The following is a 25,445-nucleotide window of genomic DNA, read 5'->3' as shown; positions in this document are numbered from 1 at the left end:
ACACACCCCCCCCCCCCCCCCCGCCCCCCCTTCTTTTTCTCCCCCCCCCCCCCCCCCACCCGCCCCCCCCGCCCGCCGGCGCGCGGGCCGCCCCCCCCCCCCCCCCCACGCTCGCACGTTACGCATCCATTACGCATGCATCATTCGATCGTTGTCGTAACATGACGGCGAGCGGGAAGTGTATCGTTCGCATGGGGCTGCAACCGAGATGGCAGCATGCGAGTAAGCACCGCCAGATACGAAGCCTTCGAAGCCGGCGCGCCGCATTCCGGCTCCCGCCTTGCGACGTCTCTCACCCTTGCCGCGATGAGCCTTGGTTATGGCGTGGTGCAGCTTGACGTCACCATCGTCAACACCGCGCTCGACGCCATGGGCAGGACGCTCGGCGGCGGCGTCGCCGAGCTGCAATGGGTGGTCAGCGCCTACACCATTGCGTTTGCCGCCTTCATCCTGACGGCCGGCGCACTCGGCGACCGCATCGGCGCCAAGCGCGTCTTCATGGCGGGCTTCGCAATCTTCACCGCGGCCTCGCTCGCCTGTGCGTTGTCGCCCAATGCGACCGTGCTGATTGGGGCGCGGCTGGTCCAGGGGCTGGCGGCGGCGATCCTGGTGCCGAATTCTCTTGCCCTGCTCAATCATGCCTATCCGGATGACCGCGAGCGCGGCCGCGCCGTCGCGATCTGGGCGGCCGGTGCGAGCCTCGCGCTCACCGCGGGCCCCTTCGTCGGCGGCGCGCTGATCACAGTGGTCGGCTGGCGCGCGATCTTTCTCGTCAACCTTCCGATCGGCCTCATCGGCCTTTGGCTGAGCTGGCGCTATGCGACCGAGACCACGCGCGCGCCCTCACGCGAGATCGATCTGCCCGGCCAGCTCGCGGCGATTGGTGCGCTGGGGGCGCTCGCCGGCGCGATCATCGAGGGGGGCGCGCTTGGCTGGCAGCATCCGGCTGTGCTCGCGGCGTTCGCTTCAGCCGCTCTCCTGGCGGTGCTGTTCGTCTGGCGCGAGAGCCGCGCGACGCAGCCGATGCTGCCCCTGTCCCTGTTCGATCACCGGCTGTTCAGCCTGACCGCACTCGTCGGCCTGCTCGTGAACGTCGCGATCTACGGGCTGATCTTCGTGCTCAGCCTGTACTTCCAGAGGATCAACGGCCTGTCGGCGTGGTGGACCGGTCTCGCCTTCGTGCCGATGATGGCGGTGGTGCTTCCAGTCAATCTGCTGGCGCCTCGTCTCGCCGAGCGTATCGGGGCGTGCCCGACCATCGTCGTCGGCGCCTGCGTCTCGGCGCTCGGTTGCGTCGGCCTGCTCTGGATCGAAGCCGGCACGAGCTATTGGGCGATTTTTGCACAGATGATCGCGATCAGCAGCGGACTTGGGCTGCTGGTGCCGCCGCTGACCTCGACCTTGTTGGGCAGCGTCGAGAAGGCGCGCTCCGGCATCGCGGCGGGCGTCCTGAACGCGACGCGGCAGACAGGCAGCGTGCTCGGCGTTGCGCTATTCGGTTCGCTAGTGGCCTCGGAAGGCGCGTTCATGACCGGCCTGCACGCATCGCTGGCGGTCTCGGCCACCGTCCTCGTGCTCGCTGCCGCCGTGATCGGGATCGGCGCGCGTTCGCGCGGGTGAACTGTGTGGAGGAATCAGCCGCGGCGCAGTGCGAAATGCGCGCCGCAGAACGCCATCGCGGCACCGAGGCCCAGCGCGGCAATCCCGGCCAGCACGCCCGAGACCGTCGGGACCGGGCTCGGCGCCGAGGCCACCTGGCCCGCACCCGCAAGCAGCAGCACGCCGACCGCGATCAGGAATTGCCGCATCCGTTGCGGGATCTGGCCCGAGACGGCGCTCTGCATCAATGTCGCCGTGAAATAACCGCCGGAGAAGCCGACGGAGGCGATCAGCCACCAGGCGATCGCCGCGCCCGCCGGTATGAACTCGTGCGTGTCCGAGTGCCAGAGGCCGCCGAGGTCGAGCCCGTAGCGGGCGCCCAGCATGTGCACGGCGAGCGCGAGCAGCACGCCGGAGATCACGGCGGCGCCGAGAATCAGGCGGCGCGGAAAAAAAATCGTCTCAGCCATGTCCCGCTTGTAGGATGGGGCAGGGCGCCCACGCAAGCGGATCGCAGATGGGATCGCCCGGATTGGATTGTTTGTGAAGATGCAGGATTCGGGAGCCGAGGCGGCTGCGGGCGCGAGCTACGCCTACAAGGCGTCGCTGATCGGCTCGGCGCATCGCTTCGAGCTGACGGAGGAGGGGCTGTCCTGGCACATCGGCGGCCGTTCGGGCCTGTGGCGTTATGACGAGATCAGTGCAATCGGGTGGTGTTTCCGCCCGGTGTCTATGCAGCTCCATCGCTTTCGGGCCTTTGTCAGCCATGCCTGTGGGGGCCTCTTCTGTTTTCTGTCGAGGTTTTGGCTCAGGGCGGCGCTTATGGCGCCGCAGGACAATGGTTTTCGCAATTTCATCGTCGCGTTGCACGCGCGCATGGCGCAGGCCGGCAGCCAAGCCGAGTTGACCGCGGGCCTTGGCCGCAGGACCTACGCGACAATGCTGGCTTTTCTTGCGGTGCTTGCAGTGGCGATGACGGCGCTCCTGGTCCGGGCGCTTGCGATCAGCGAATTCGCCGGCGCGCTGTTCATCATCGGTTTTGCCGCGCTGTTCGCTTGGCAGATCGGCGGCTTCGTGCGGCGTAACCAGCCGCGGAGCTACAGCTTCGATCGCGTGCCGAGCGCTTTGCTGCCCTAATGGCCGTGTTGCCTTGGGTGCAATGGGCCGCAACCAAACGTGACTTCGCGCCGTTGCCCCGGTGTCGCATCGTGCTGCCATGTCAACCATGGACCGCGGCATGCGTAGGCCTTCGGCGGATGAGATCTCCGAGATCAACCGCGCCCATCTGATCGATACGCCGCTGCAGCCGGCGGACCTCCTGTTTATGTTCGGCACCCGAGAGGACGTCACGCTGCGGGCCGATACGGCGGGGCGACTATGGCGCCAGGGCTATTTCCGCTGGTCGGTTGTCAGCGGCGGCGTGACGGCGGGCTCGGAGCAATCCGAGTGCACGATTATCAAGGCGGCGATGGTCGCGGCCGGCATTCCAGCTGACCGAATTCTCGAGGAACATCATGCCCAAAACACAGGCGAGAACGTGATCCTTTCGCTGCCGATCATTGACGCGGCGCTCGGGCTGCACAATGTCCGCACCGTGATCTGCCTCGGCAACACCTGGACCGCGCGGCGCTATCCAATGACGCTGCACCGGCACTGGCCGGAGGTCGAGAAAATGCTGCTCACGGTCGACAGCTTTGCGACGCCGCGGACGCTCTGGCACACCGATCCCGAATTTCGTCGCCGCATGCTGCATGAATGGGACAAGATCGAGCCTTACAAGGCGAAGGGCTTCATCGCGGAATGGCCGGAGGCCTGAACGGGGGAGCGCATCAGATTATTGCTTGACGTGTTTTCTTGACGCGAACCGGTACCCACTTCGCTCGAAAACGCTTTAGCTACTCCGTCGAGTCGAAATCCTCTTCCTTGGTGCCGAGCAGCGATGCGATCGTGCGCAGGCCGGAATCGAGCTGCTCGAAGGAAGGCGGGGCGAGCGCGAGCCGCACTGCGTTCGGTGCGTGGCCATGGGCGATCGCGAAGGTCGAGGACGGTGTCAGCGCGATGCCGCGCCGGGCTGCTGCGGCGACGAAGGTCTGCGAGCGCCAGTGTGCCGGCAGCGTGAGCCAGAGATGATAGGAGCGCGGATCGGCGGCGAGCTGGTAGCCGGCGAGCAGCCTTGCCGCGGTTTGCTGGCGGCGCGTAGCGTCGATGCGTTTCAGCCGCGTCAGCTCGGCGACGGTGCCGTCGGCCATCAGCCGCTGCCCGGACGCCAGCGCATGGCCGGACGCAATCCAGCCGCCGGTGCGGACCGCGCTCATCACGCTCTCACGCAATCGCGGCGGCGCGACGAGGATGCCGAGCGCAAGGCCCGGCGCGACCTTCTTGGACAGGCTGTCGATCACGATGCAGCGGTCCGGGTTGAGTGCGGCCAGCGGCGTGTCGTCGGCGAGGAAGCCATAGACGGCGTCCTCGATGATGGTGAGATCGAGCTTCTCGGCGACGCGCATGATGTCGGCGCGCCGTGTCGCGTTCATGGTGACGCCGAGCGGGTTCTGGATGATGGGCTGGAGATACAGCGCCGACAGATGTGCCTCGCGATGCGCCTTCTGGATGGCGTCGGGGCGTGCGCCAAATTCGTCGATCGGTATCGGGACCAGCGTCACGCCGAGCCGCGCGGCGATGCTCTTGACGTACGGATAGGTCAGCGCCTCGACGCCGCAGCGGCCGCCGGTGGGAACGAGGGCTGCGAGGGCGGCCGCGAGCGACTGCTTGCCGTTCGCGGTGAAGACGATCTGCTCGGCCTGCGGTGCAAAATCCTTGCGCGCGAGATAGGCGGCGGCCGCATTGCGCGCGCTCTTGGTGCCGGTGCTGGTGGAGACGCGCAGCGCGGATTCGAGCGCGTCAACGCGTTCGAGGCCCGCAAGGCTCTTGGCGATCATCGCCCATTGCTGCGGCAGCAGCGGATAATTGACCTCGAAATCGATCCGCGCGTCGCGCGGCTCGCTCAGCGCCTCGACCTCGCGCCTGATGTCGCCGGAGATGAAGGTGCCGCGGCCGACCTCGCCAACGACGAGGCCGCGGCGGAGCAACTCCGTATAAACCCGGCTCGCGGTCGAGACCGCGATGCCACGGTCATAGGCAAAATTGCGCTGCGGCGGCAGCCGGTCGCCCGGCCTTAACGTGCCGTTAGAGATATCGAGAGCAATGGCATCGGCAAGCTTCACGTATTCGAACTTGGACATTATTGCACCGAGAGCAATGTTTCACTTGCTCCGAGTAGTGTACTGGAGCATTTAAGTTCCATCAAGCTTCACGATTGAGCCGAGGAGAGCGAGAGCAATCCGACGGCAAATGAGGTGCAGGCGCTCGGGCGCTTGCGCCAACGGCATCCGCATCGCCGCGTGGACAACAGGCCGGAGAAGGACAATGACCACGATCTCGCAGACCGCCGGGCGGAGTTTACGCTCATCCTCGTCAGACGGATTTTTTCGCAAGCTCGCCCACGGCGCCTATGCGCTGTTCGACGCCCTGGAGCGCCGCTCCGCCGTCAAGACGCTGAACGACCTCGATGACCGCGCCTTGCGCGACATCGGTATCACGCGCAGCCAGATCGAGGATGCGGTCTACGGTCAGGCCAAAGCAGAGCTGACGCGGTTTCTGTAAGCGCTTCGCTCTTGTCCCGGACGCGCTGCGTCCGGGGCACCAGACTGAGTTTTCAGGCACATCTGCTTCGATATCGTCATTGCGAGCGCAGCGAAGCAATCCAGAAACCCACCGTGGAAAGACTCTGGATTGCTTCCGCCTTCGCTAAAGCTTCGGCGGACAAGTCGCTGCGCTCGCAATGAAGGCGTTGGTGGGTAGCACTGTCGTTCCTTTAACTCGTACTTTTATCGTAGACACAGCTTCGCATCCTCGCGGCTTGTTTCGCCCGAGCTTTGCTTCGTCGCCTCACCCTCTAACGAAAGAGGGCGCAGGGAAGACCGGGCGCCGGCTGGCACCCGCGGTCCACTGTGCGAAATTGCAGTAAGAAAATCTGCACAGTGGCATACAGGTGAAGCCTGAACATCCGGCCTTCCCTGCGCAGTGGCTTTACGGCTTATGTCGCGCTCTCCCCGGGGAGCGATGCACTATTGCCCCCGTCGCCTTGCGGATGGCTGATGCGGATGCCCGGTCGGGCAACCCACATCACCGCAACACTTGGCGCACAGACCCCGGGCGCCAGGACCACACGATTTCGCCGTACGCCGATCACACCGGTCGAGTGCGCGGCGCCTTCGCTCACGGTTGCCCGCCCTGCAAAGCCGTTTGCGCCGATGTGGCCAACGTCCACCGCCGTCCGGCCCGCGTTCGTGACGATCGCGATACGCCCCTCTTCCTTGGGCCGGAGTGAGGCGGAATATACGCAATTCCGAATTTCGGTAAAGTGGAATATTTTTCGCGGCGCGCGTTGACCGAGAGCTTGGGTGTTTTGCCGGACGGGCAATGCAAGGGCTAGTAGCCCGGATGAGCGAAGCGCTATCCGGGAATCGTGACACGAGCTGTCCCGGGTATCGCTTCGCTCACCCGGGCCACGAGCTTGTATATGGTTCAGGCGAAGGCGGCCTGGCCCCAAAAACCGCCGAGAGCTCGATCGCCTTTGGAGCGCTCGGGCTTTCGGCGAGGTCGTGTCGCTGCGCCGCGTTGGCGCCGATGCCGGACATCCCGGCGCGGCAAATGTGCAGCGACGTTGCCCGCGAACCTGGCGATACGTGCGGCAGCCTGTTTAACGACGAACTGCATCGTCGTGACGCGGCTGAGCACGCCGAGCAGGATCAGCACCGAAAAGATGTCGATATAGGCGAGGAAGTCGCCGACCAGCATCAATTCCGGCGGGATTGGGATCCCGTGGTAGTAAGCCAGTATGAGGATCACGACGGGGATGAAGGCGATCACCTTCCGCACCGTCAGCCTGTCCAGCAGTGCGGCCAGTTGCACGACCAGCACCTCCCATAAAGCATCGCCGATCGCGAGCGGGATCTCGTACGTCCATCTCCGCCACCATTGCTTCACGACATTGCTCCGAGCTCAGTGCCTCACCACCAACACAGAGCATTTTGCGTAGCGCACGACATGCCCGGCATTGGAGCCGAGGAAATAGGTGCGCATCGCCGGCCGGTGCGAGGTCATCACGATCAGCTCGGCCTTCATGTGCACGGCTTCCTCCAGGATCTCGTGATAGATGCCGCCCTGGCGCACCACGCTAGAGATGCGGGAAGGCTCGATGCCGGACTCGCGTGCGACGATGGCGAGGGCTTCTTCCGAGGTCTGGCGCTGCTGTTCGTCGAAATCGGCCGGCACGTATTCGGCCAGCATCACCGGCGTCATCGGCAGCACGTTGAGCAGGCGCACCACCCCGCTCCAGGTCTGCGACAGCGTTGCCGCGGTCGCGATCGCCGGCTTGGCCAGGTCGGTGTCGGCGAGGTCGATGGGCACGAGGATGGACTTGAACATCTGCGCCTCCAAATCTTTCAGTCAGGACGTCTTGCCGGCACGTCACGCGATCAACCCGATCGAAGCAGCCTTAACTTCGAAGCAGCTTTGGACTGACGAACAACACCAGCTTGCCGCGGCGGTAAGCCACGTCACCCCAATCCTTGACGTCAAAGTCGAAGATCGCAAGCCCCGACGTGGGCAGGTTGTCGGCGAGCGCCTTGGCGGCGGCCGGATCGCCGCCGCCCGTCAGCATCAGGGCGATCTCGTGCATGCCCGGATTGTGGCCGACCAGCAGCAATTGCCTCGGATCAGCCGGAATGGTTGCAGTGCGAATGGATTCCAGGATCTGGGCGGGATCGGCGGCGTAGAGTTCCGGCAGGACCTCGACCTGCGGCGCGGCGACGCGGTCCTTCATGGTCTCCCAAGCAATGTCCCAGGTCTGCCGGGCCCGGACAGCATGCGATACCAGTACGGCCTCGGGAAAGGGGGGATGGCGGGCCATCCAGTCGCCGATCTCGGCGGCATCCTTGTGGCCGCGGTCGTCGAGGCGGCGATCCTGGTCACGGCCGCTCGGCGCGTCGGTCTCGGTCTTGGCGTGACGCAGCAGCATCAAACGGCGCATGGCACTCTCGAATCGTTACGCGTCCAGAATAATCTACAGGTGCCGCTTGAGGGCAAGGTGACAAGGGCCTGCACAGTCCTCTAAAGCGCGATGAGATTAGGACAAATCCCCATCGCGCTTTAAATTTTTGTTATGAGCATGATCTTTTCGGAAAACCGCTGCACACTTTTCCGGATCATGCTCTAAGAAACGACATGAGCGAGACTTTCACAAGCGTGTCCCAGGAAGAAGCCGGCTTTCGTGAACGCGCGCGACTGTCGTTCGATCTCGACGCCGACATCTGCGTGATCGGGGCGGGGCTTGCAGGGCTCTCCATTGCGCTCGAGGCGGCCCGGCTGGGGGCCAGCGTCGCGGTGCTCGAGGGCCGCCACATCGGCTGGAACGCTTCCGGCAATCAACTCGGCACCGTGATGCCGGGCTTCGCGCTGCCGCTCGCCGAGCTGATCGAGCGCATCGGCTTCGAGGACGCGCGGGAATTGTGGACGCTGTCGAAAGAGGGCGCCGAGTTTGTCCGGGCCAACGCCACGGAAGAGAACATGCCCGGGATCGGCCCGACCGACGGCGTGCTCGAGGTCTCCAACGTCGATGCCGGCGACCGGCTGATCAGCCGCTTGCAGATGCTAAACGAGGATTTCGACACCGAGGCCGAGGGCTGGCAGGTCGATCGCGTCCGCGCGGCACTCAAGACGGATCACTACTTCCACGGCGTGTATTATCCGAGAGCGTTCCAGGTCGACGGGCGCAAATATGTGCATGGCCTTGCGGCGCTGGCGCGGCGCGCAGGCGCCCGTATCTTCGAGGATACGCCAGTCGTCAGCATAGATCATTCCGGCATCCGCAAGCGGATCGTCACGCCCTCGGCGCGGCTGCGCGCCACCCACATTGTGCTCGCCGGCAACATCCATCTCGGTGCGCCGTTGCGGCGCCTGTCGGAGACGCTGCTGCCGGTCTGGCGCTATGCCGGCATCACCGCGCCGCTCGGCGAGCGCGTGCACGAGATCATCGCCTTCAAGGAATCGGTGATGGATTCCGACGGCGTCGATCACTTCCGGATCGTCGATGGCGACCGCCTGATGTGGGAAAGTCCGGAGACCACCTGGGCGGCGCACCCGCAACGCTTTGCGGGCGCCGTCAGGCGGCGGATCCGGTCGATCTTCCCGCTGCTCGGCAATGTCGAGATCACCGACATGTTCGGCGGCGCCACCGGCCAGACCGTGCACGGCATGCCGCAGATCGGCCAGTTGCGCAAAGGCCTCTGGGTCGCAAGCGGCTTCGGCCGCCAGGGCATGAACACTTCGGCCATGGCCGGGCAGATGATCGCGCGCAGCATCCTGTGGGGCGACGAGCGCTGGAAGCTGTTCTCGCCGTTCGAGCTGGTCTGGGCGGGTGGAACGACGGGGCGCGTCGCCGGGCAACTGGTCGGAATCTGGGGCAGGGCGAGTTCCGCCGCCGCAGGCTCGCTTGCCCGCTATCGCGAGCGTGCCAGGGTCAAGGACCGGGAACGCGAGGCGCGGCTGGCCGAAGCCAACCGGGCCGCCGGGACCGGTCCGCGCCGTCCGCTGCCCGGGGTTCGGCCCCGGCCGGCCCCACCGCCGAAGCCTGTGGCGGAAGCCGTGGAACCGGTCCCGCAGGACGACGGCGCCTCGCGATAAGGTGAGAAAAACTCCGCCCGGAAGTGTAACGTCGGCCGTGAGAGCCCGTATCTCAGGGCGTAGACGCTCCCGCATGGAGAATGAGATGTTTGACCGCCGCATCCTGTTGACGACTGTCGCCGGCCTGTTCGGCCTTGCGGCCTTCCGCTGGCTCAGAGCATCGCCCGCGGAGGCTGGAGAGAAAGCCGCGCAGAAATTCGAGATCGACAAGACGGACGCCGAATGGCGTGCCCAGCTCACGCCGCAGCAATATGAGATCCTGCGCAAGGAAGGCACCGAGCGGCCGGGCTCCAGCCCGCTGCTCAAGGAGCATCGCAAGGGCATCTTCGCCTGCGCCGGCTGCGACCTGCCGCTGTTTGCGTCCGACACCAAATTCGAGAGCGGCACGGGATGGCCGAGCTTTTACCAGCCGATCGAGGGCAATGTCGGCAAGACCGAGGATCGCACATTTGGCATGCTCCGCACCGAGGTGCATTGCCGGCGCTGCGGCGGCCATCTCGGGCACGTCTTCGACGATGGTCCGAAGCCGACCGGATTGCGCTACTGCATCGACGGTTTCGGGCTGGTCTTCCATCCCGCGGCTGCGTCGGCGACGTAAGGCGTCGCTGGAGCATTCCGGAGCGATGCATGAGCATCGAATTATGGTGCGCAATTGCGCACCTGAGAATCTCGAGATTCCGGGTTCGGTCTTGTGGACCGCCCCGGAATGACAGGCAAGTACCGGCAATTGTTGCCGGTCCCGGCAATTGTGCCCCGGTCATCAGACCGGGGCTTTTTCATTAAGCCATTGATTTTTTGAGAAAACCCGCATTGGCATAGCCCTTGCGACAGTCTCCTCCGACTGCGGCCATGGTCGACCGGCCGCCGAGATCGGATCTGGAGACAAAGTTATGGGTATCTTCGATGCAATGAACACCTCGGTGGGTGGCCTGCAGGCGCAGTCCTACGCGCTGCAGAACATTTCCGGCAACATCGCGAACTCATCCACCACCGCCTACAAGGGCATCGGCACCAGCTTCGTCGATCTCATTCCCGACTCATCGGTCCCGAGCAAGCAGGTCGCGGGCGGCGTGACCGCCAACGCCAAGGCCACCATCACCACGCAGGGGACGATCTCGGGCTCCAGCGTCGCCACCAACATGGCGATCACCGGCGACGGCTTCTTCTCGATCCAGAAGGCGACGGGCGTCGTCGACAACGCGCCGGTGTTCAGCGGCGTCACTTATTACACCCGCCGCGGCGACTTCCAGCTCAATGCCAACGGCAATCTGGTCAACGGCGCCGGCTACTATTTGATGGGCGTCACGGTCGACCCGAAGACGGGCAACCCGCAAGGCAACGTCGCGACAGTCCTGAAATTCCAGAACAACTTCATCCCGGCGCAGGCGACCACCTCGATCCAGTACGCGGCGAACCTGCCGACCCAGCCGAACACCGTGGCGAGCACGACGGCGGCAACCAAGACGCTGCTGGCGGCCGGCGGACTGAACCCGTCGGACTTCGCGGCCAACCCGCTGCCGGTCGGCACGCCGCCTCCGCCGTATGCAAACGCGACAACGTCCGGGGCTGCTGCAACCGGCAATATCCGTTCACCCTACTCGTCGACCACCGCGACGGGCGCAGTTGCGCTCCAAAACAACTCCTCCGCCGTGGCATCCACGAACACGTCTTTGAATAGCGCCGCCGGCACCCATCTCGCCTCCACCACTCTCACCCAGCTGGTCGGCCAGACACTGGTCGTCAACGGTCACAATATCGTCTTCGATGGCAGCTTGACCAGCACGCCCGACGGCCTTGGCGGTACCGCGATTGGTCTCGGCGTGGGTACGACCACAAAGGTGTCCGACATCATCACCGCTATCCAGTTGGCCGGCGGCCCCGGCGTTAGCGCCTCGCTCAACGCCAGCGGCAACATCGTGATCTCCAGCGGCACCAGCACCGACGTACCGGTTGGTAGCGGCCAGGCGGCCACGGCGCTTGGCATCAGCAGCGTAACGCGCGGCGGCAACGTGCTGTCCTCGCCCGCGATCTCGGGCGCCACCGTGCTGAGCGGCGCGGCGGCGGCCGGCGGCGCCGAGGTGCTCACATCGGGCTTCCAGGCGGGGTCAGTAGGTCCGCCCGTGGTTCCTCCCGACACGATCACTGTCAATGGTCAGACGCTGACATTCATGGCCTCCGGCGCATCAGGCCCGAACCAGATCAATATCACGGATAACATCACGATGCTGCTCGGCAAGATCGACGCTCTCGCCGGTGCAACGGGGTCGTCGGTCAGCAGTGGCGGCGTGATCACGCTGAACACCGGCACAGCTTCCAACCTCTCGGTGGCGAGCTCCAACAGCGCAGCCTTCGCCGCGCTCGGCTTCACCTCGACCATCGCCAAGAATCGTGACGGTGGTGGCGTTGCCGGTACCGGCGGCGTGATCGGCAATGACATCGCCACCTTCACCAAGGAATCGATCAGCGGTGGCGCGGTGACCGCCTACAACGCGGCCGGCACGCCGGTGAACCTGCAATTGCGCTGGGCCAAGACCGACAGCGCCTCGCTGGGCGCGGGCCATGCCGATAGCTGGAACATGTTCTACCAGACCGACCCGAATGCGACCGGCACGACCGTCGGCTGGGTCAATACCGGCCAGGCCTTCACCTTTGCCGCCGACGGCTCGCTGACCTCGCCGAGCGGCTCGGGTATCACCATCAACAACGTCAGCGTCAGCGGCCAATCGCTGGGCTCGGTCTCTTTCAATATCTCCTCGGGCGGACTGACGCAATATGCCAGCACCAGCGGCGCGGTCACCATCAACACCATCACCCAGAACGGCTATGCCGCCGGTCAGCTTCGCTCGGTCGCCGTCAACAACAACGGCCTCGTGGTCGGGACTTTCTCCAACGGCCAAAACCTCGACCTCGCACAGGTCTCGTTGTCGCACTTCAACGGCACCAACTACCTGAAGGCGCAGGACGGCGGCGCTTACTCAGCGACCGAACAGTCCGGCGCCGCGATCGATGGCGCTTCCGGTTCGATCAGCGGCTCGTCGCTGGAAGGCTCGAACACCGACATCGCCGACGAATTCACCAAGCTGATCGTGACCCAGCAGGCCTATTCGGCCAACACGAAGGTGATCACGACGGCGAATACGATGGTGCAGGACCTCTTGAACGTGTTGCGCTGATTGGGGCGTGACGTAACCAAAGGCGGCAAGTCAACATGGGTTTGAGTTCAGCCCTCGCCAGTGCGATGAGCGGTCTGCGTGCCAATCAGGCTGCGCTCTCGATCGTTTCCTCGAACGTCGCCAACTCGCAGACGCCGGGTTACGTCGTCCAGACGCCGAACCAGATCGAGGTCACCACCGGCGACTTCGGCTCGACGGTGACGACGACCGGCGTCAGCCGCGAGCTCGACACCTATGTGCAGAAGCAGCTGCGCACCGAGACCGGCGGCGGCGGCTACGCCGACCAGATGGCCAACATTCTGAAGCAGCTTCAGAATGTCTATGGCACGCCCGGCAACAGCGGTACGCTCGAAACCGCGCTGAACAGTTTCACCACGGCGCTGCAGGCGTTGTCGACCAACGCGGGCTCGTCGTCGGCGCAAACGGTTGCGCTCGGCGCCGCGCAGACGCTGGCGCAGCAGCTCAACCTCACCACCAAGGGCATCCAGTCGCTGCGCTCCAACGTCGAGCAGGATCTCAGCACCTCGGCGATAGCTGCCAACGCGGCGATGCAGCAAGTCGCCGACATCAACTCCAGACTCCAGGGCCTGTCGGAACACGACCCCTCGGCTGCGACGTTGATGGACCAGCGCGACCAGGCCATCAATAACCTGTCGAAATATGTCGACGTCCACGTCACCGTCGACGGGTCCAATCAGGCCAACATTTACACCACCACCGGTATCCAGCTGGTCGGCGCCGGGCTGGCCTCGCAATTCACCTTTGCGTCCGCCGGTGCGCTGTCGGCGACTTCGCTCTACAACATCGATCCGGCCAAATCCGGCGTCGGCGCGTTCAACATCAAGCTCCCGAACGGATCCTCGGTCGACGTCGTCGCCAACAGCGTGGTGTCTTCGGGCCAGATCGCGGCCGATCTGAAGCTGCGCGACCAGACGCTGGTGCAGGCGCAGAACCAGATCGACCAGTTCGCCGCAACGATGTCGAGCGCGTTGTCGGACAAGACCACGGCCGGCAGCACGGTCACCGGCCCGCCGGCCGGCTTCGATCTCGACCTTGCCGGGGCGGCGCCGGGCAACAGCGTCAACTTCAGCTACACCGACACGACCACCAACACGAAGCGACAGGTCACGCTGGTCAACGTGACTGATCCGGCGGCGCTGCCGCTGCAGAACCCCACCAACGCCAATCCGATGCAGATCGGGGTGAACTTCTCCGGCGGCATGAGCGCGATCGCCTCGGCGCTCAACACCGCGCTTGCCGGCTCGCATCTGTCGTTCGCCGCCGCCCCGTCGCCGGCGACGGCCACCACATTGCGGGTGACCGACGACAACAGCGGCCTCGCCAAGGTCAATTCGGCCTCGATCACCAAGACGATCTCGTCGCTGACCTCGGGCAATCCGCAACTGCCGCTGTTCACCGATGGCGGGCAGGCGCTCTACACCGGCGCGATCACGGCATCGGGTTCGCAGATGACCGGCCTTGCCGGACGCATCGCCGTGAATACGCAGCTCGCCACCGACCCGACCAGGCTGTCGGTCTACAACACCTCGCCGGTGACGCCCACCGGCGACACCACGCGCTCGGACTATCTCTATTCGCAGCTCACCTCGGCGGTGTTCTCCTATTCGCCGCAATCCGGTCTGGGCTCGGCGAGCCAGCCCTTCACCGGGAGCGTCTCGAACTACCTCCAGCAGTTCCTGAGCGTTCAGGGCAACGCTGCGACCCAGGCGACCGCGCTCCAGCAGGGCCAGAGCGTCGTGGTCTCGACGCTGCAGGCCAAGTTCAACTCGACCTCCAGCGTCAACCTGGACTCGGAGATGTCGAACCTGATCCAGCTGCAGAATGCCTATGCCGCCAACGCCCACGTGATGTCGGTGGTGCAGAGCATGATGAATACGCTGCTCCAGGCTCAAGTGTAACAAGTAACAGGGCTCTGAAACATGTCGATCGGCAGCATCAACTATTCCTCGTCGGTTCTCGGCTCGCAGATCCGCAACATCAACCAGCAGCTCACCGACTTGTCGACGCAGCTCTCGACCGGCAAGCTGTCGCAGAACTATTCCGGGATGGGCACCAACGAGGGCTTTGCGATCGCCGGGCGCGCGCAGCTCTCCAACATCGCCGCCTATACCGACACGATGACCAACGTCAACGTCAGCATCAACCTCGCCAATACCGCGTTGCAGTCGCTGACCACGATCCGCAACACGGTGCAGACGGGCTCGGCTAACACCGCGCAGGATCTCAACGTCAACGGCCAGACGGTTGCGCAGAACACTGCGGCTGCGCAATTCGGCTCGATGGTCGGCGTTCTCAACACGCAGTCTGGCAACCGCTATCTGTTCTCCGGAACCGCCTTCAACACGCAGTCGGTCGCGAATGCCGGCGACATCATCAACGGCACCACGACGCAGGCGGGCTTCAAGACCGTCATGGCGGAGCGCCAGGCCGCCGACCTCGGCGCCAACGGCATGGGCCGGCTGGTGCTGGCGACGCCGCAGCCGACGCCGAGCTCGGTGAAGGTCTCTGAGGACGCCGCCGTATCGCCATTCGGCCTGAAGATCGCCGCGGTCTCCTCGACGCTGACCGGCGCGACGGTCACCGGCCCGAGCGGCTCGCCGGTGTCGTTCTCGGTCGACCTCAACGGCGTCAACCCGAAAAATGGCGACAAGCTCAGCGTGCAGTTCACGCTGCCCGATGGCTCGACCGAGCAGATCGACCTGACGGCGTCGACCGCGACGCCGACGCCTGTCGGCAGCTTTGCCATCGATGCAAGCGTCCCGGTCAATCCGAACAACACGGCGACCAACCTCAACACCGCACTGAACACCGCGATCAAGAAGCTTGCCGGCACCTCGCTGGTGGCGGCGTCCGCTGTCACGGCCGGTGACAATTTCTTCAATACGGCGGGATCCGCCACCGCGAATGTGGCGGCCACCGGCAATCTGCGCTCCTATACCTCGACGACCGGGACGGGCTCGGTCGCGTTGCAGGACAGCGCATTGGCGGTTGCGTCTACGACCACGTCGCTCGATTCTTCGGCGACACCCCATCTCAACGGGACCATTCTCAACGCGCTCGCCAACGTTCCGACCGGTACCACCCTGACCATCACCGGCGCGAGCGGCGCCCACACGATCACCTTCGACCCTAATGTCACCACTGTCACGACGGCTAGCGGCAATACCACGATCGGATTGGCTTCGGGCAGCGCCGCGAACGTGTCTGATATCTTGAATGCGATCGCGACGGCCGCCGGCATCCCCGCCGCTAACGTGACTCTGAGCGCCAGCGGCAATATCCAGATCGCGACCGGCACGGGCACCGACGTGGCGATCACCGGCGGCTCGGCGGCCACAGCGCTCGGTCTCAGCAGCGTGACGCGCGGCAACGTGCCGTCGACGCCTCCAATCACCGGTTCAACTGTGCTGAGCGGCACTGCGACCGCTGGCGGCCCGGAGGTCCTCTCAGCGGCGTTCCAGGCGGGGTCGGCGGGTCCGCCTGCTGTTAACCCCGATACGATCACGGTGAACGGTCAGACACTGACCTTTGTCGCCTCGGGCGCCGCCGGCCCAAACCAGATCAACATTACCGACAACATCACAACTCTGCTTGGCAAGATCGATCAGATCACCGGCACCACGAAGCCGTCGACCATCCATGGCGGCGTGATCACGATCAACACGGACGATCCCGGGAGCCTCAACATCACGAGCTCGAACAGCACGGCATTCTCGGCGCTCGGCTTCACGACCTCCCCGGTCACGGCGGCAAAGGCTCCGCTGCGCGTCGGCTCTTCCCCCCTCGGCTCGGCGACGACGCTGGTGAACGGCTCGGCCACCACCGTGCAATGGTACCTGGGCAATGACGGCCCCGGCTCGCCGCGCTCCACCGCAATGGCCCGGGTCGACGATTCCGTCACGGTGCAGTATGGCGCGCAGGCGAACGAGGACGCGATCCGCAAGGAGCTGCAGGCGGTCGCCGTGTTCGGGACGTTCTCGACCTCGCCGACCGGGCAGTATTCAGGCGGGCAGGTCGCCGCGCTGAGCGTGCGGGTGGCGCAGGCCCTGACCAAGCAGCCCGGCCAGCAGAGCATCGAGGACATCCAGACCGACCTCGCGATGGCCCAAAACACGATGAAGGACGCAGGCACGCGCCAGACCCAGGCCAAGGCGCAGCTCCAGACCATCATCGACCAGGCGGAATCGGCCTCGCCGGACCAGGTCGCGAGCGAGATCCTGTCGCTCCAGAACGCGCTGCAGGCGTCCTACCAGGTGACCTCGAACCTCTCGCAGCTCTCGCTCGTCAAGTTCCTGTAAGGATGCGTTAAGGCGCCGTTAACCATGCCTCTTTACCTCTTGGTGAGGATTGGAGCGAGGCGGAGCCGTCAATGTCGGACACGATGCAGCTGGTGGTGGCGACGCCCTGCTTTGGCGGGCAGGTGTCGAGCATCTATGCGAGTTCGATCTTCGCGCTCCAGCGCGCCGTGCATGGCGTGCCCAATCTCGAGCTCAAGGTGCTGCTGCGCGACGGTGACGCGCTGATCACCCGCGCGCGGGCCAATCTAGCCGCGATGTTTCTGGACGATCCCAAGGCGACCCATTTCCTGTTCATCGATGCAGATATCGGGTTCAAGCCCGAGCAGGTGTTCCGGCTGATCGAGTGCGGCGCGGACGTCGTCGCGGGCTGCTATCCGATCAAGCGGGTCAACTGGGACAAGGCGAAGCGGGCATTCGAGGCCGGCCGCACCGACGTGCCGGCCGCCTCGCTCGACTACGTACTCGAAATCGAAGACCCCGACCGCATTGTCGTGGTCAACGGCTTTACGCCCGTGCGCTACGCCGGCACCGGCTTCCTGATGATCCGGCGCCACGTGCTGGAAACGATGTGCCGCCATCCGGACTATGCGGCCCTGCAATTCTTCCGCGAGCATTCGCACGATACCCTGGCGGGGAGCCAGAACCGGTTTGCCTTGTTCGAATGCACGATCGATGCGGCGACCGGCACCTATCTGTCCGAGGACTTCGCCTTCTGCAAGCGCTGGACGAACATCGGCGGCGAGATTTGGGCCGATATCGAGAGCTCGCTCGATCACGTCGGACCGTCGGTGTTCCACGGCGACATCACCTCGCAATTCGCAGCGGCGCCCGCGGCGGCGGCCGATGCGGCGTGAGCCTTTCGGGATGAGCGCCGGCGCATCCCGTCTGTCAGCCAGCGAGCGCGCGTCCGACGGCGGCTCGCGCTATCGCCTGCGCGACCTCTTCACACCGCTGGATACGCTGCTCGCCTCCGGCGGAGATCCGCGGCTGGCGCTCGATCCGAACGACCGTGTCAACGCCTATGGTTGCGCGGCTTCGCCGGAGCCGGAGCTCTGGAATTTTGCTTCCTCGACTGCGTCGACGATCTCGCAGATGGCCTACGACTGCGCTGCGCTGGCGCGCGAAGAGCTGATGCACAAATGTTTGTTCGACGAGGTCGAAATCGCCTTCGACGCCCGCTGCGAGGACATGCGCGAGGAGCTACGCGGCCACCTTGCGCTCTCGTCGCGCATCGACGTCGTGTTCTCGCCGTCCGGCACGGACTCCCAGCTTCACGCCCTGTTCGTGGCCCGCGCGGTGCTCGGCGCGGCGCCGGTGACGATCGTGGTCGGCGCCGACCAGACCGGCAGCGGAACGCCGCATACTGCACGCGGCCACCATTTCAGCACGATGACAGCAGGCGGCATTGTCGTGCGCAAGGACGGCGCGGTGACGGGGCTGGCCGGCGATAGCATTGCGGTGCCGCTGATCGACATGGTGGCCGGCATTGCGATGCGTACCGATGCCGATGCCGCGGTGCTGCGCGCGGTCGAGACCAGCCTCGCGCAAGGCCGCCGCGTTTTGTTGCAGATCATGGATTCGTCAAAACTCGGTTGGCGCGCCCCAAGCGAGGCCTGTCTCGATGAGATCGCGCGGCGCTGGCCGCGCAAGGTTCAAATCGTCGTCGATGCCTGTCAGGCGCGCATCGGCCGCCGGCGGCTGCGCGCCTATCTCGACCGCGGTTACATGGTGCTGATCACCGGCTCGAAATTCTTCGGCGGACCTGCCTTCAGCGGTGCGCTGCTGCTGCCGAAAGGCCTGTCGCGGTCGATCGACCGGATTGGCGGGATCGCGCCTGGCATCTTCGACTATGCCGGCCGCTGCGACTGGCCGGTGGCGTGGACGACGCTACGCTCGCGCTTCGAGCGCCGGCCGAATTTCGGTCAATGGTTGCGCTGGGAGGCCGCGTTGGCCGAGATCGGCAGCTACTACGCCGTGCCCGGGGCTTTCCGCGCCAGAATGCTGGCCGAGCTTGCAGTCGGCATCGACAGCATGATCGCGTTGTCGCCGTCGCTTCGTGCCGTTCCCGCTGCGATCGAGAAGTCCGTCGCGGACGACGAAGAATTCGCGCAAGCCACGATCTTTCCGTTCACGCTGCTGCGCGGCGGCAAGCCGGTCTCGATCGCCGAGACCAGCGCCGTGCATCGGGCGCTGGCGCGCGACATGGCCGAGGAGATCAGCGGCAGCGCGGCGGATCGGCAAGTAGCCGCCCAGCGCTGTCTCGTCGGCCAGCCGGTCCGACTGGAGCGGCAGGACGGCGCGCCGCAGGCCGTGTTGCGCCTCTGCGTCGGCGCACGATTGGTGACCGAGGCATGGACGCCGGATACGATGCAGGCGCAACGCAATCTGCAACACGTTCTCGATCGCATCGCCCATGTGCTGGTGAAGATCGAGTTATTGCTTGACCGTGGCGCGGTCGTGGCCGCGCCGGCAAAGTCTGCGTTCGAGGTGTGAGATGCAACATCCAGTTTCCGCGCCGAGCGGCGTGACCGCGCCGAACCATGCCGATCGCATCGGCTTTGCCCAGTTGACGCGCCGCGCCTTCGAGGGCGGCGACCTGCATCCGTTGCGCGAGCGGCTGCTGGCGCGGATCGAGGAGGGGACGGCCGAGGCCGGCGAAGGCCTCGATCTCTCGCTGATTGCCCAGCTTCTCGGCGAGAAGGAGGCCGGGCTGGTGATCCAGACCGAGGTGCTCTCCTTCCACCAATTGTTTCGTACGCCTTGCGCTGCTCCAAAACCCCGGCTGCGCGTGCTCGCGCTCGCCGCTGATATCGACATGGGCGGCAACACGCCGATCGATTTCCTGCTTGAAGACTCCGACATCGAGCTGTTGACGCTCTACGTGGTCAAGGGCATCGGCCTGCCGGAGACTCTGCCCGAGCACGACGTCGCTATTGTGATCGCATCCGATTCCGAGGAGTGCCGAGAGGCGCTCGCGCTGATCGAGAAGGCCGCGCCACACTGGCCGCGACCGCTGCTCAATCGTCCCGATCTCATCGGCAATCTCGATCGCGACAAGCTGTATCGTCTGCTGGCAGGCGTGCCCGGCCTCGACATTCCCGTGACCGCGCCCGCGACGCGCGCGCAATTGTCGGAGCTTTCGCAAGGCAAGATCGTTTGCGAGGAGATCACGGGCGAACTGCGCTTTCCGATGATCGTGCGGCCGCGCGGTACGCATGCCGGCGTCGGTCTCGCGAAGCTCGACGATGCTGGGGCGCTCGCTGCCTATCTCGCCGAGCGACAGGAGCAGGACTTCTTCGTCGCACGTTTCGTCGACTATGCGAGTCCGGACGGGCTCTACCGCAAATACCGTCTCGCCATGGTCGACGGCAAACCCTATGCCTGTCACATGGCGATCGCCGATCGCTGGGACATCTGGTATCTCAACGCCTTCATGGCGTTCAGCGAGGAGAAGCGGGCCGAGGAAGCCGCCTTCATGCTTGAATTCGACCATGCATTCGCGGCGCGCCACAAAATCGCGCTCGACGAAATGAGCAGGCGCGTCGGTCTCGATTACTTCATCGTCGATTGCGCCGAGAACCAGAAGCGCGAGCTGCTGGTGTTCGAAGCCGACAACACCGCAGTCGTGCACAACATGGATCCGCCGGCCGTGTTTCCGTACAAGCCGCCGCAGATGCGCAAGATCTTCGCGGCATTCACGGCGATGTTGTCGCGGCACGCAAGAGCGGGTGAGGAGAGTGCAGCATGAACGAGATCATCCGCAACACCCAAAGCTCTGTCACGCACACTTCGCTCGATCCGCAGGACTGGAGCGAATTTCGCGCGCTCGCCCATCGCATGCTTGACGAGACGATCGATGGCATCGCCAACATTCGCGCGCGTCCGGTGTGGCAGCCGATCCCCGACGGCGTTCGCGCGGCATTCAAGGCCGACGTGCCGCGGGAGGCAAGCGATCTCGCCGACGTCTATCGCGACTTCTCCGAACATGTTGCGCCCTATGCGACCGGCAACGTCCATGCCGGTTTCATGGGCTGGGTGCATGGCGGCGGCACCGCGGTCGGCGTGGTCGCGGAAATGCTCGCGGCAGGCCTCAACGCCAATCTCGGCGGCCGCGACCACATGCCGATCGAGGTGGAGCGCCAGGTCGTCGACTGGATGCGCCGCCTGTTCGCCTTCCCGGAAAGCGCGAGCGGCATCTTCGTCACGGGCACGTCGATGGCGAATCTGATGGCAGTGCTGGTGGCACGTACGAGCGCGCTCGGCACGCTGGCGCGGCAGTACGGCATCGGCAATGACGGTGCGCTTCTCACCGCCTATACATCGCAGGCCGCGCATGGCTGCGTCTCGAGGGCGATGGACATCGCCGGGCTCGGCACCGATGCACTGCGCAAGGTCGGCGTCGATGCCGATCATCGCATGGACGTTGCCGCGCTGCGTGCGCAGATCGCGATCGATCGCGATGTCGGCTTCAAGCCCTTCCTCGTCGTTGCCTCCGCAGGTACGGTCGACATCGGCGCGGTCGACGATCTCAAGGCGATCGCAGAACTGTGCCGCGAAGAAGGAATTTGGTTTCACGTCGACGGCGCCTTCGGTGCGCTCGCGATCTTCTCGCCCGAGCTTGCGCCGCTGCTCGGCGGCATCGAGCTTGCGGATTCCATTGCGCTCGACTTCCACAAATGGGGGCAGGTGCCTTACGACGCCGGCTTCCTGCTGGTGCGGGACGGCGAGCAGCACCGGCAGGCCTTTGCGCAGCCGGCGGCCTATCTGCGCCGCGAGGCGAGGGGGCTTGCGGCGGGCGCGGTCTGGCCCTGCGATCTCGGCCCCGATCTGTCGCGTGGCTTCCGCGCGCTGAAGACATGGTTCACGCTGAAGACGTTCGGCACAAATCGGCTCGGTGCGGTGATCGCGCGAAGCTGCGCGCTGGCGAAATATCTGGAGACGCGCGTTCTCGCCGAGCCGCGGCTGGAGTTGCTGGCACCGGTCAATCTCAACATCGTCTGCTTCCGCTACCGCGCTGCCGACGAGGTCAATCGCGAGATCGTCGCCGACATCCAGGAGTCCGGTATCGCGGCGCCATCGAGCACGACGCTGGACGGCAGGTTTGCGATCCGCGCCGCGATCGTCAATCACCGCACCGAAGAGACCGACATCGATGCGCTGATCGCAGCGGTGCTGGAATTCGGCGGACGACGGAGCGGGGGAGTGATCGAGGTTGAAGCGCCGCCGCTCGCGGCACAGTGATAGCGGATCCTTCAAAACAAAACCGCCCCGGACCTGGTCCGGGGCGGTTTTGTTTTGGGTGTCGCGAAGTGCTCAGGCGGCCGAGCTGACGTCGCTCTTGGGATGACTGGCTTCGTACTGGTCGCGCAGCTTGTCTTCATAAGCGATCAGCTTGCGAGCCTCCTTGAGCGCCCGGTAGAGGTCGCCGCTCATGATGTTGTTGTTGATGCCCTCGATGATCGGCCAGGAGCTCGGCACCGCGGTGACAATGTCACGCACGAGGTTGAAATAGGTGCCGTGCTGGGTCTGCGGGTCCGGCGAGATGTACATGAGCTGCACCGCCAGATAGACGAGCTTGGCCGGCGTATCGGCGGTCTCCGGCGTGAGGATGTCGCGCTCGCGCAGAATCGGCACATTCTCGCCGTCGATCAGGAGCCGCGCGCGCTGGTCCGTGTTGGTGATCACGGAATTGCCGACGATGATGCGTTCGTGTGGTTTGAGCTCGACCTTGAGAGCCATGCCTGTTCTCCATCAACCCTTTTGTAACGAGCCTCGTGCGTGCCCCCGCTGACGGCTGCCGGCTCTGATTTGGGTCCGATCCTTGCTCAATGTGGTTAACGGGTTGTAAACGCCGGCCGTCGTCGCGGGAACATGAATGATTTCAATGCGTTGATTCCATCGAAATTTCGGACTGGGGATTTCGGACCGGGCTTCGAAGGCGCGACGCAGACAAACCCGGAGTTTCATTTCACGGATTGTTAGAGGCTTGGACGCAACCGTCCGCCGGTCGTTTGATCAATTTCGGTCAGACAGGACGCGTAGCTACCAGAAAGGTAACAGTATGTCCGGTATCGTTCTCTCCTCCTCGGTTCGCCAGAACCTGCTCTCCCTCCAGTCCACCGCCGATCTGCTCGCCACCACCCAGTCCCGTTTGTCGACTGGCAAGAAGGTGAACTCGGCGCTCGACAACCCCACCAACTTCTTCACGGCACAGTCGCTCGACAACCGCGCCAGCGACATCAACAATCTGCTCGATGGTATTGCCAACGGCGTGCAGGTGCTGCAGGCCGCCAACACCGGCATCACCTCGCTCCAGAAGCTGCTGGACTCTGCCAAGTCGATCGCCAACCAGGCGCTCCAGACAACGGTCGGCTATTCGACCAAGTCGAACGTCTCGACCACGATCGCGGGCGCGACTTCTTCCGACCTGCGCGGTACCACGACCTACACCAGCGCGACCGCGCAATCCAACGTGCTGTTCTCCGGCGCTGCCGGCGGCGTCACGGCGGCAACCGGTACGACCACGCTTGGCGGTACGGCCGCTGCCTATATCGGAACCGCTGCGGTCAACGACAACAACGGCGGCGGTGCGGCGGCCATCACCACGAGCACGCTGCTCTACGGCGACGGTTCGACTGCTGCAAAGAGCGGTCTGGGCCTGATTGGCGTCACCCAGTTCACCGACGGCACGACCCTCACCGTCGACGGCCACTCCATCACCTTCAAGTCCGGCGATGCGCCGGGCGTCACGGGGTCCACCAATAGCCTGCCGACCGGCTACGGCGTGGATAGCGGTGGTACCGGCAGCGTCGCGACTGACGGCAGTGGCAACTCGATTATCTATCTCGGCAGCGATACGACCAACTCGACCGCGACGGTCGGCGACATCCTGAAGGCGGTCGACCTTGCGGCGGGCACCCGCGGTGCCACGATCGCGGCCGGCGTTGCCACCATCAACGCCAACAACACCAGCCAGACCGCGGCTTCCATCACCGCCGGCAAGATCACGCTGGACAGCTCGACCGGCGCCGATCTCAGCGTCACCGGCAAGGCGGACGTGTTGAAGGCGCTCGGTCTGACCACCGCGACCGGCTCCGGCAACACCACCATCGGTGCGGCCCGCACAACCGTCTCGACCGGCCTTGGTTCGCTGATCACCGACGGTTCGACCCTGAACGTCAACGGCAAGACCATCACGTTCAAGAACGGCGGTACGCCGGCTGCGGCCAACGTGCCGACCGGCTCTGGCGTCACCGGCAACGTCGTCACCGACGGCAGCGGCAACTCGACCGTGTACCTCAACAAGGGCACCGTCGCCGACATCCTGACCGCGGTCGACCTCGCCACCGGCGTGCAGAGCGCGGCCAACGCCAGCGGTGCGGCGACGCTGACCACCGCAGCCGGCCAGACCGCGTCCTCCCTGGTCGCCGGTTCGCTGCACGTCTCGACCGGCGCCAACTCGGACCTGTCGATCACCGGCACGGGCAATGCGCTGTCCTCGCTCGGCCTGACCGGTGCGACCGGCACCGGCACCGCCTTCACGGCAAGCCGTTCTGCGGCGTCGGGCGGCGTTTCGGGCAAGACCTTGACCTTCTCCGCCTTCAACGGCGGCACGGCGGTCAACGTCACCTTCGGCGACGGCACTGGCGGCACGGTCAAGACGCTCGATCAGCTCAACACGGCTCTTCAGGCCAACAACCTGTCGGCCACGATCGACGCCAACGGTAGGCTGACGGTTTCGGCGACCAACGACTTTGCGTCGTCGACGATCGGATCTGCCGCTGCTGGCGGTACCATCGGCGGCACGCTCACCACGGCGCTGACCTTCTCGAACGCGACTGCGCCGGTTGCGGATGCTGTTGCCCAGGCCACCCGTACCAACCTGGTGTCCCAGTACAACAACATCCTGACGCAGATCGACACGACCTCGCTGGACGCTTCGTTCAACGGCGTCAACCTGCTCAACGGCGACCAGCTCAAGCTGGTGTTCGACGAGACCGGCAAGTCCAACCTCAACATCACCGGCGTGACCTTCAACTCGAAGGGCCTGGGTCTGGCCGGCCTGGTGCAGGGAACCGACTTCATCGACAACTCCGCGACCAACAAGGTGCTCACCAATCTGAACTCGGCCTCGAGCACTCTGCGGTCGGAAGCTTCGACCCTCGGTTCGAACCTCTCCATCGTGCAGGTGCGTCAGGACTTCAACAAGAACCTGATCAACGTGCTGCAGACCGGTTCGTCCAACCTGACGCTGGCCGACACCAACGAGGAAGCGGCCAACAGCCAGGCGCTGTCGACCCGTCAGTCGATCGCGGTCTCCGCGCTGTCGCTGGCCAACCAGTCGCAGCAGAGCGTGCTCCAGCTGCTCCGCTAATAGCGGCTGACATCGCAATCAAGTCATGGCGGCGGGGCTTCGGCCCCGCCGTTTTCTTTTGCGCGGTCCGATCGAGGAGTGGTCCGGCCGCACCGAAAAAGTAACTGTTGGTTATGGTTAACGGGGAGCAAACGCCGCAAAAAGGCGAGGAGTTTCAGATCGATCGTCGCCGATCTCGGCGTGCGTCCGCAGCCTTATGGTGAACCGGCGCTTACGCTGCGGGAACGGGTTTCACCT

General features: G+C 64.9%; 20 protein-coding genes. 14 read left to right on the top strand and 6 right to left on the bottom strand.

Annotated features, from left to right (window positions below):
- Positions 1 to 216 precede the first annotated feature (216 nt).
- On the top strand, positions 217 to 1,620 hold the full coding sequence (locus AC0L3A_RS22315) for an MFS transporter (protein WP_007602067.1): 1,404 nt from the start codon (positions 217 to 219) through the stop codon (positions 1,618 to 1,620).
- A 14-nt stretch (positions 1,621 to 1,634) separates the two neighbouring features.
- On the opposite strand, the gene AC0L3A_RS22310 is transcribed toward AC0L3A_RS22315, so the two are convergent.
- The gene (locus AC0L3A_RS22310; protein ID WP_007602071.1) at positions 1,635 to 2,069 is read right to left on the bottom strand and encodes a hypothetical protein; all 435 of its coding nucleotides are present in this window, start codon (positions 2,067 to 2,069) and stop codon (positions 1,635 to 1,637) included.
- A 79-nt stretch (positions 2,070 to 2,148) separates the two neighbouring features.
- Between AC0L3A_RS22310 and AC0L3A_RS22305 the strand changes: the two genes are divergently transcribed.
- Entirely contained in the window at positions 2,149 to 2,736 is a 588-nt protein-coding gene (locus AC0L3A_RS22305) for a hypothetical protein (RefSeq protein ID WP_473255200.1), read from the top strand.
- A gap of 100 nt (positions 2,737 to 2,836) precedes the next feature.
- Positions 2,837 to 3,415: a YdcF family protein gene (locus AC0L3A_RS22300; protein ID WP_007602081.1), complete on the top strand. Its 579-nt coding sequence runs from the start codon at positions 2,837 to 2,839 to the stop codon at positions 3,413 to 3,415.
- A 79-nt stretch (positions 3,416 to 3,494) separates the two neighbouring features.
- On the opposite strand, the gene AC0L3A_RS22295 is transcribed toward AC0L3A_RS22300, so the two are convergent.
- The gene (locus AC0L3A_RS22295; RefSeq protein ID WP_007602083.1) at positions 3,495 to 4,838 is read right to left on the bottom strand and encodes an aminotransferase-like domain-containing protein; all 1,344 of its coding nucleotides are present in this window, start codon (positions 4,836 to 4,838) and stop codon (positions 3,495 to 3,497) included.
- Positions 4,839 to 5,022: 184 nt separating this feature from the next.
- On the opposite strand from AC0L3A_RS22295, the gene AC0L3A_RS22290 reads away from it, so the two are divergent.
- Complete coding sequence (locus tag AC0L3A_RS22290) at positions 5,023 to 5,259, top strand: DUF1127 domain-containing protein (RefSeq protein ID WP_007602084.1); 237 nt, start codon at positions 5,023 to 5,025, stop codon at positions 5,257 to 5,259.
- Between the two features lie 924 nt (positions 5,260 to 6,183).
- Here the strand turns inward: AC0L3A_RS22290 and AC0L3A_RS22285 are convergent.
- The 3 genes from AC0L3A_RS22285 to AC0L3A_RS22275 all read right to left on the bottom strand — a co-directional run bounded on the left by AC0L3A_RS22285 (position 6,184) and on the right by AC0L3A_RS22275 (position 7,690).
- A complete protein-coding gene (locus AC0L3A_RS22285) occupies positions 6,184 to 6,645 on the bottom strand; it encodes a hypothetical protein (protein WP_007602086.1) in 462 nt (153 codons plus the stop codon).
- Positions 6,646 to 6,660: 15 nt separating this feature from the next.
- Positions 6,661 to 7,086, bottom strand: coding sequence for a universal stress protein (locus AC0L3A_RS22280; RefSeq protein ID WP_007602088.1), 426 nt, complete (start codon positions 7,084 to 7,086; stop codon positions 6,661 to 6,663).
- Positions 7,087 to 7,156: 70 nt separating this feature from the next.
- A complete protein-coding gene (locus AC0L3A_RS22275; protein WP_473255199.1) occupies positions 7,157 to 7,690 on the bottom strand; it encodes a SixA phosphatase family protein in 534 nt (177 codons plus the stop codon).
- 194 nt (positions 7,691 to 7,884) lie between these two features.
- Here AC0L3A_RS22275 and AC0L3A_RS22270 point away from each other — a divergent pair, with 194 nt between their 5' ends.
- The 9 genes from AC0L3A_RS22270 to AC0L3A_RS22230 all read left to right on the top strand — a co-directional run bounded on the left by AC0L3A_RS22270 (position 7,885) and on the right by AC0L3A_RS22230 (position 22,075).
- Positions 7,885 to 9,342 (top strand): NAD(P)/FAD-dependent oxidoreductase, encoded by a 1,458-nt coding sequence (locus AC0L3A_RS22270; protein WP_007602092.1) that lies wholly within the window; start codon positions 7,885 to 7,887, stop codon positions 9,340 to 9,342.
- An 85-nt stretch (positions 9,343 to 9,427) separates the two neighbouring features.
- Complete coding sequence (msrB, locus tag AC0L3A_RS22265; RefSeq protein WP_007602094.1) at positions 9,428 to 9,940, top strand: peptide-methionine (R)-S-oxide reductase MsrB; 513 nt, start codon at positions 9,428 to 9,430, stop codon at positions 9,938 to 9,940.
- A 292-nt stretch (positions 9,941 to 10,232) separates the two neighbouring features.
- A complete protein-coding gene (locus tag AC0L3A_RS22260; RefSeq protein WP_007602095.1) occupies positions 10,233 to 12,515 on the top strand; it encodes a flagellar hook-basal body complex protein in 2,283 nt (760 codons plus the stop codon).
- A 35-nt stretch (positions 12,516 to 12,550) separates the two neighbouring features.
- The gene (flgK, locus tag AC0L3A_RS22255; RefSeq protein WP_007602097.1) at positions 12,551 to 14,434 is read left to right on the top strand and encodes a flagellar hook-associated protein FlgK; all 1,884 of its coding nucleotides are present in this window, start codon (positions 12,551 to 12,553) and stop codon (positions 14,432 to 14,434) included.
- Between the two features lie 21 nt (positions 14,435 to 14,455).
- Entirely contained in the window at positions 14,456 to 16,834 is a 2,379-nt protein-coding gene (locus AC0L3A_RS22250) for a flagellar hook associated protein (protein ID WP_473255198.1), read from the top strand.
- Between the two features lie 71 nt (positions 16,835 to 16,905).
- Positions 16,906 to 17,688: a hypothetical protein gene (locus tag AC0L3A_RS22245; protein ID WP_007602100.1), complete on the top strand. Its 783-nt coding sequence runs from the start codon at positions 16,906 to 16,908 to the stop codon at positions 17,686 to 17,688.
- Positions 17,678 to 19,327 (top strand): sugar phosphate isomerase family, encoded by a 1,650-nt coding sequence (locus AC0L3A_RS22240; RefSeq protein WP_473255197.1) that lies wholly within the window; start codon positions 17,678 to 17,680, stop codon positions 19,325 to 19,327. The genes AC0L3A_RS22245 and AC0L3A_RS22240 overlap by 11 nt, the downstream gene beginning before the upstream one ends.
- Before the next feature lies 1 nt (position 19,328).
- Positions 19,329 to 20,582 (top strand): ATP-grasp domain-containing protein, encoded by a 1,254-nt coding sequence (locus AC0L3A_RS22235; protein ID WP_354128034.1) that lies wholly within the window; start codon positions 19,329 to 19,331, stop codon positions 20,580 to 20,582.
- Complete coding sequence (locus AC0L3A_RS22230) at positions 20,579 to 22,075, top strand: pyridoxal phosphate-dependent decarboxylase family protein (RefSeq protein ID WP_007602106.1); 1,497 nt, start codon at positions 20,579 to 20,581, stop codon at positions 22,073 to 22,075. The genes AC0L3A_RS22235 and AC0L3A_RS22230 overlap by 4 nt, the downstream gene beginning before the upstream one ends.
- Positions 22,076 to 22,147: 72 nt before the next feature.
- Here the strand turns inward: AC0L3A_RS22230 and flbT are convergent, their stop codons facing one another.
- Positions 22,148 to 22,573: a flagellar biosynthesis repressor FlbT gene (gene flbT, locus AC0L3A_RS22225; protein ID WP_007602109.1), complete on the bottom strand. Its 426-nt coding sequence runs from the start codon at positions 22,571 to 22,573 to the stop codon at positions 22,148 to 22,150.
- 322 nt (positions 22,574 to 22,895) lie between these two features.
- Between flbT and AC0L3A_RS22220 the strand changes: the two genes are divergently transcribed.
- Positions 22,896 to 25,208, top strand: a complete 2,313-nt coding sequence (locus tag AC0L3A_RS22220) for a DUF1522 domain-containing protein (protein ID WP_007602110.1) — start codon at positions 22,896 to 22,898, stop codon at positions 25,206 to 25,208.
- The last annotated feature ends 237 nt before the right edge of the window (positions 25,209 to 25,445 follow it).

The sequence above is a fragment of the Bradyrhizobium sp. MI1.3 genome, from assembly GCF_055811695.1.
The sequence above is the reverse complement of the archived record's forward strand: the minus strand, read 5'-3'. Positions and strand labels throughout refer to the sequence as shown.

What these genes read in the sequence shown, in the direction of transcription:
- AC0L3A_RS22280 (WP_007602088.1), bottom strand. Translation starts at nt 7,086, where the DNA reads ATGTTCAAGTCCATCCTCGTGCCCATCGACCTCGCCGACACCGACCTG.
- AC0L3A_RS22310 (WP_007602071.1), bottom strand. Translation starts at nt 2,069, where the DNA reads ATGGCTGAGACGATTTTTTTTCCGCGCCGCCTGATTCTCGGCGCCGCC.
- AC0L3A_RS22220 (WP_007602110.1), top strand. Translation starts at nt 22,896, where the DNA reads ATGTCCGGTATCGTTCTCTCCTCCTCGGTTCGCCAGAACCTGCTCTCC.
- msrB (WP_007602094.1), top strand. Translation starts at nt 9,428, where the DNA reads ATGTTTGACCGCCGCATCCTGTTGACGACTGTCGCCGGCCTGTTCGGC.
- flbT (WP_007602109.1), bottom strand. Translation starts at nt 22,573, where the DNA reads ATGGCTCTCAAGGTCGAGCTCAAACCACACGAACGCATCATCGTCGGC.
- AC0L3A_RS22305 (WP_473255200.1), top strand. Translation starts at nt 2,149, where the DNA reads ATGCAGGATTCGGGAGCCGAGGCGGCTGCGGGCGCGAGCTACGCCTAC.
- AC0L3A_RS22290 (WP_007602084.1), top strand. Translation starts at nt 5,023, where the DNA reads ATGACCACGATCTCGCAGACCGCCGGGCGGAGTTTACGCTCATCCTCG.
- AC0L3A_RS22295 (WP_007602083.1), bottom strand. Translation starts at nt 4,838, where the DNA reads ATGTCCAAGTTCGAATACGTGAAGCTTGCCGATGCCATTGCTCTCGAT.
- AC0L3A_RS22240 (WP_473255197.1), top strand. Translation starts at nt 17,678, where the DNA reads ATGCGGCGTGAGCCTTTCGGGATGAGCGCCGGCGCATCCCGTCTGTCA.
- AC0L3A_RS22245 (WP_007602100.1), top strand. Translation starts at nt 16,906, where the DNA reads ATGTCGGACACGATGCAGCTGGTGGTGGCGACGCCCTGCTTTGGCGGG.
- AC0L3A_RS22275 (WP_473255199.1), bottom strand. Translation starts at nt 7,690, where the DNA reads ATGCGCCGTTTGATGCTGCTGCGTCACGCCAAGACCGAGACCGACGCG.
- AC0L3A_RS22235 (WP_354128034.1), top strand. Translation starts at nt 19,329, where the DNA reads ATGCAACATCCAGTTTCCGCGCCGAGCGGCGTGACCGCGCCGAACCAT.
- AC0L3A_RS22300 (WP_007602081.1), top strand. Translation starts at nt 2,837, where the DNA reads ATGCGTAGGCCTTCGGCGGATGAGATCTCCGAGATCAACCGCGCCCAT.
- AC0L3A_RS22230 (WP_007602106.1), top strand. Translation starts at nt 20,579, where the DNA reads ATGAACGAGATCATCCGCAACACCCAAAGCTCTGTCACGCACACTTCG.
- AC0L3A_RS22270 (WP_007602092.1), top strand. Translation starts at nt 7,885, where the DNA reads ATGAGCGAGACTTTCACAAGCGTGTCCCAGGAAGAAGCCGGCTTTCGT.
- AC0L3A_RS22315 (WP_007602067.1), top strand. Translation starts at nt 217, where the DNA reads ATGCGAGTAAGCACCGCCAGATACGAAGCCTTCGAAGCCGGCGCGCCG.
- AC0L3A_RS22250 (WP_473255198.1), top strand. Translation starts at nt 14,456, where the DNA reads ATGTCGATCGGCAGCATCAACTATTCCTCGTCGGTTCTCGGCTCGCAG.
- flgK (WP_007602097.1), top strand. Translation starts at nt 12,551, where the DNA reads ATGGGTTTGAGTTCAGCCCTCGCCAGTGCGATGAGCGGTCTGCGTGCC.
- AC0L3A_RS22260 (WP_007602095.1), top strand. Translation starts at nt 10,233, where the DNA reads ATGGGTATCTTCGATGCAATGAACACCTCGGTGGGTGGCCTGCAGGCG.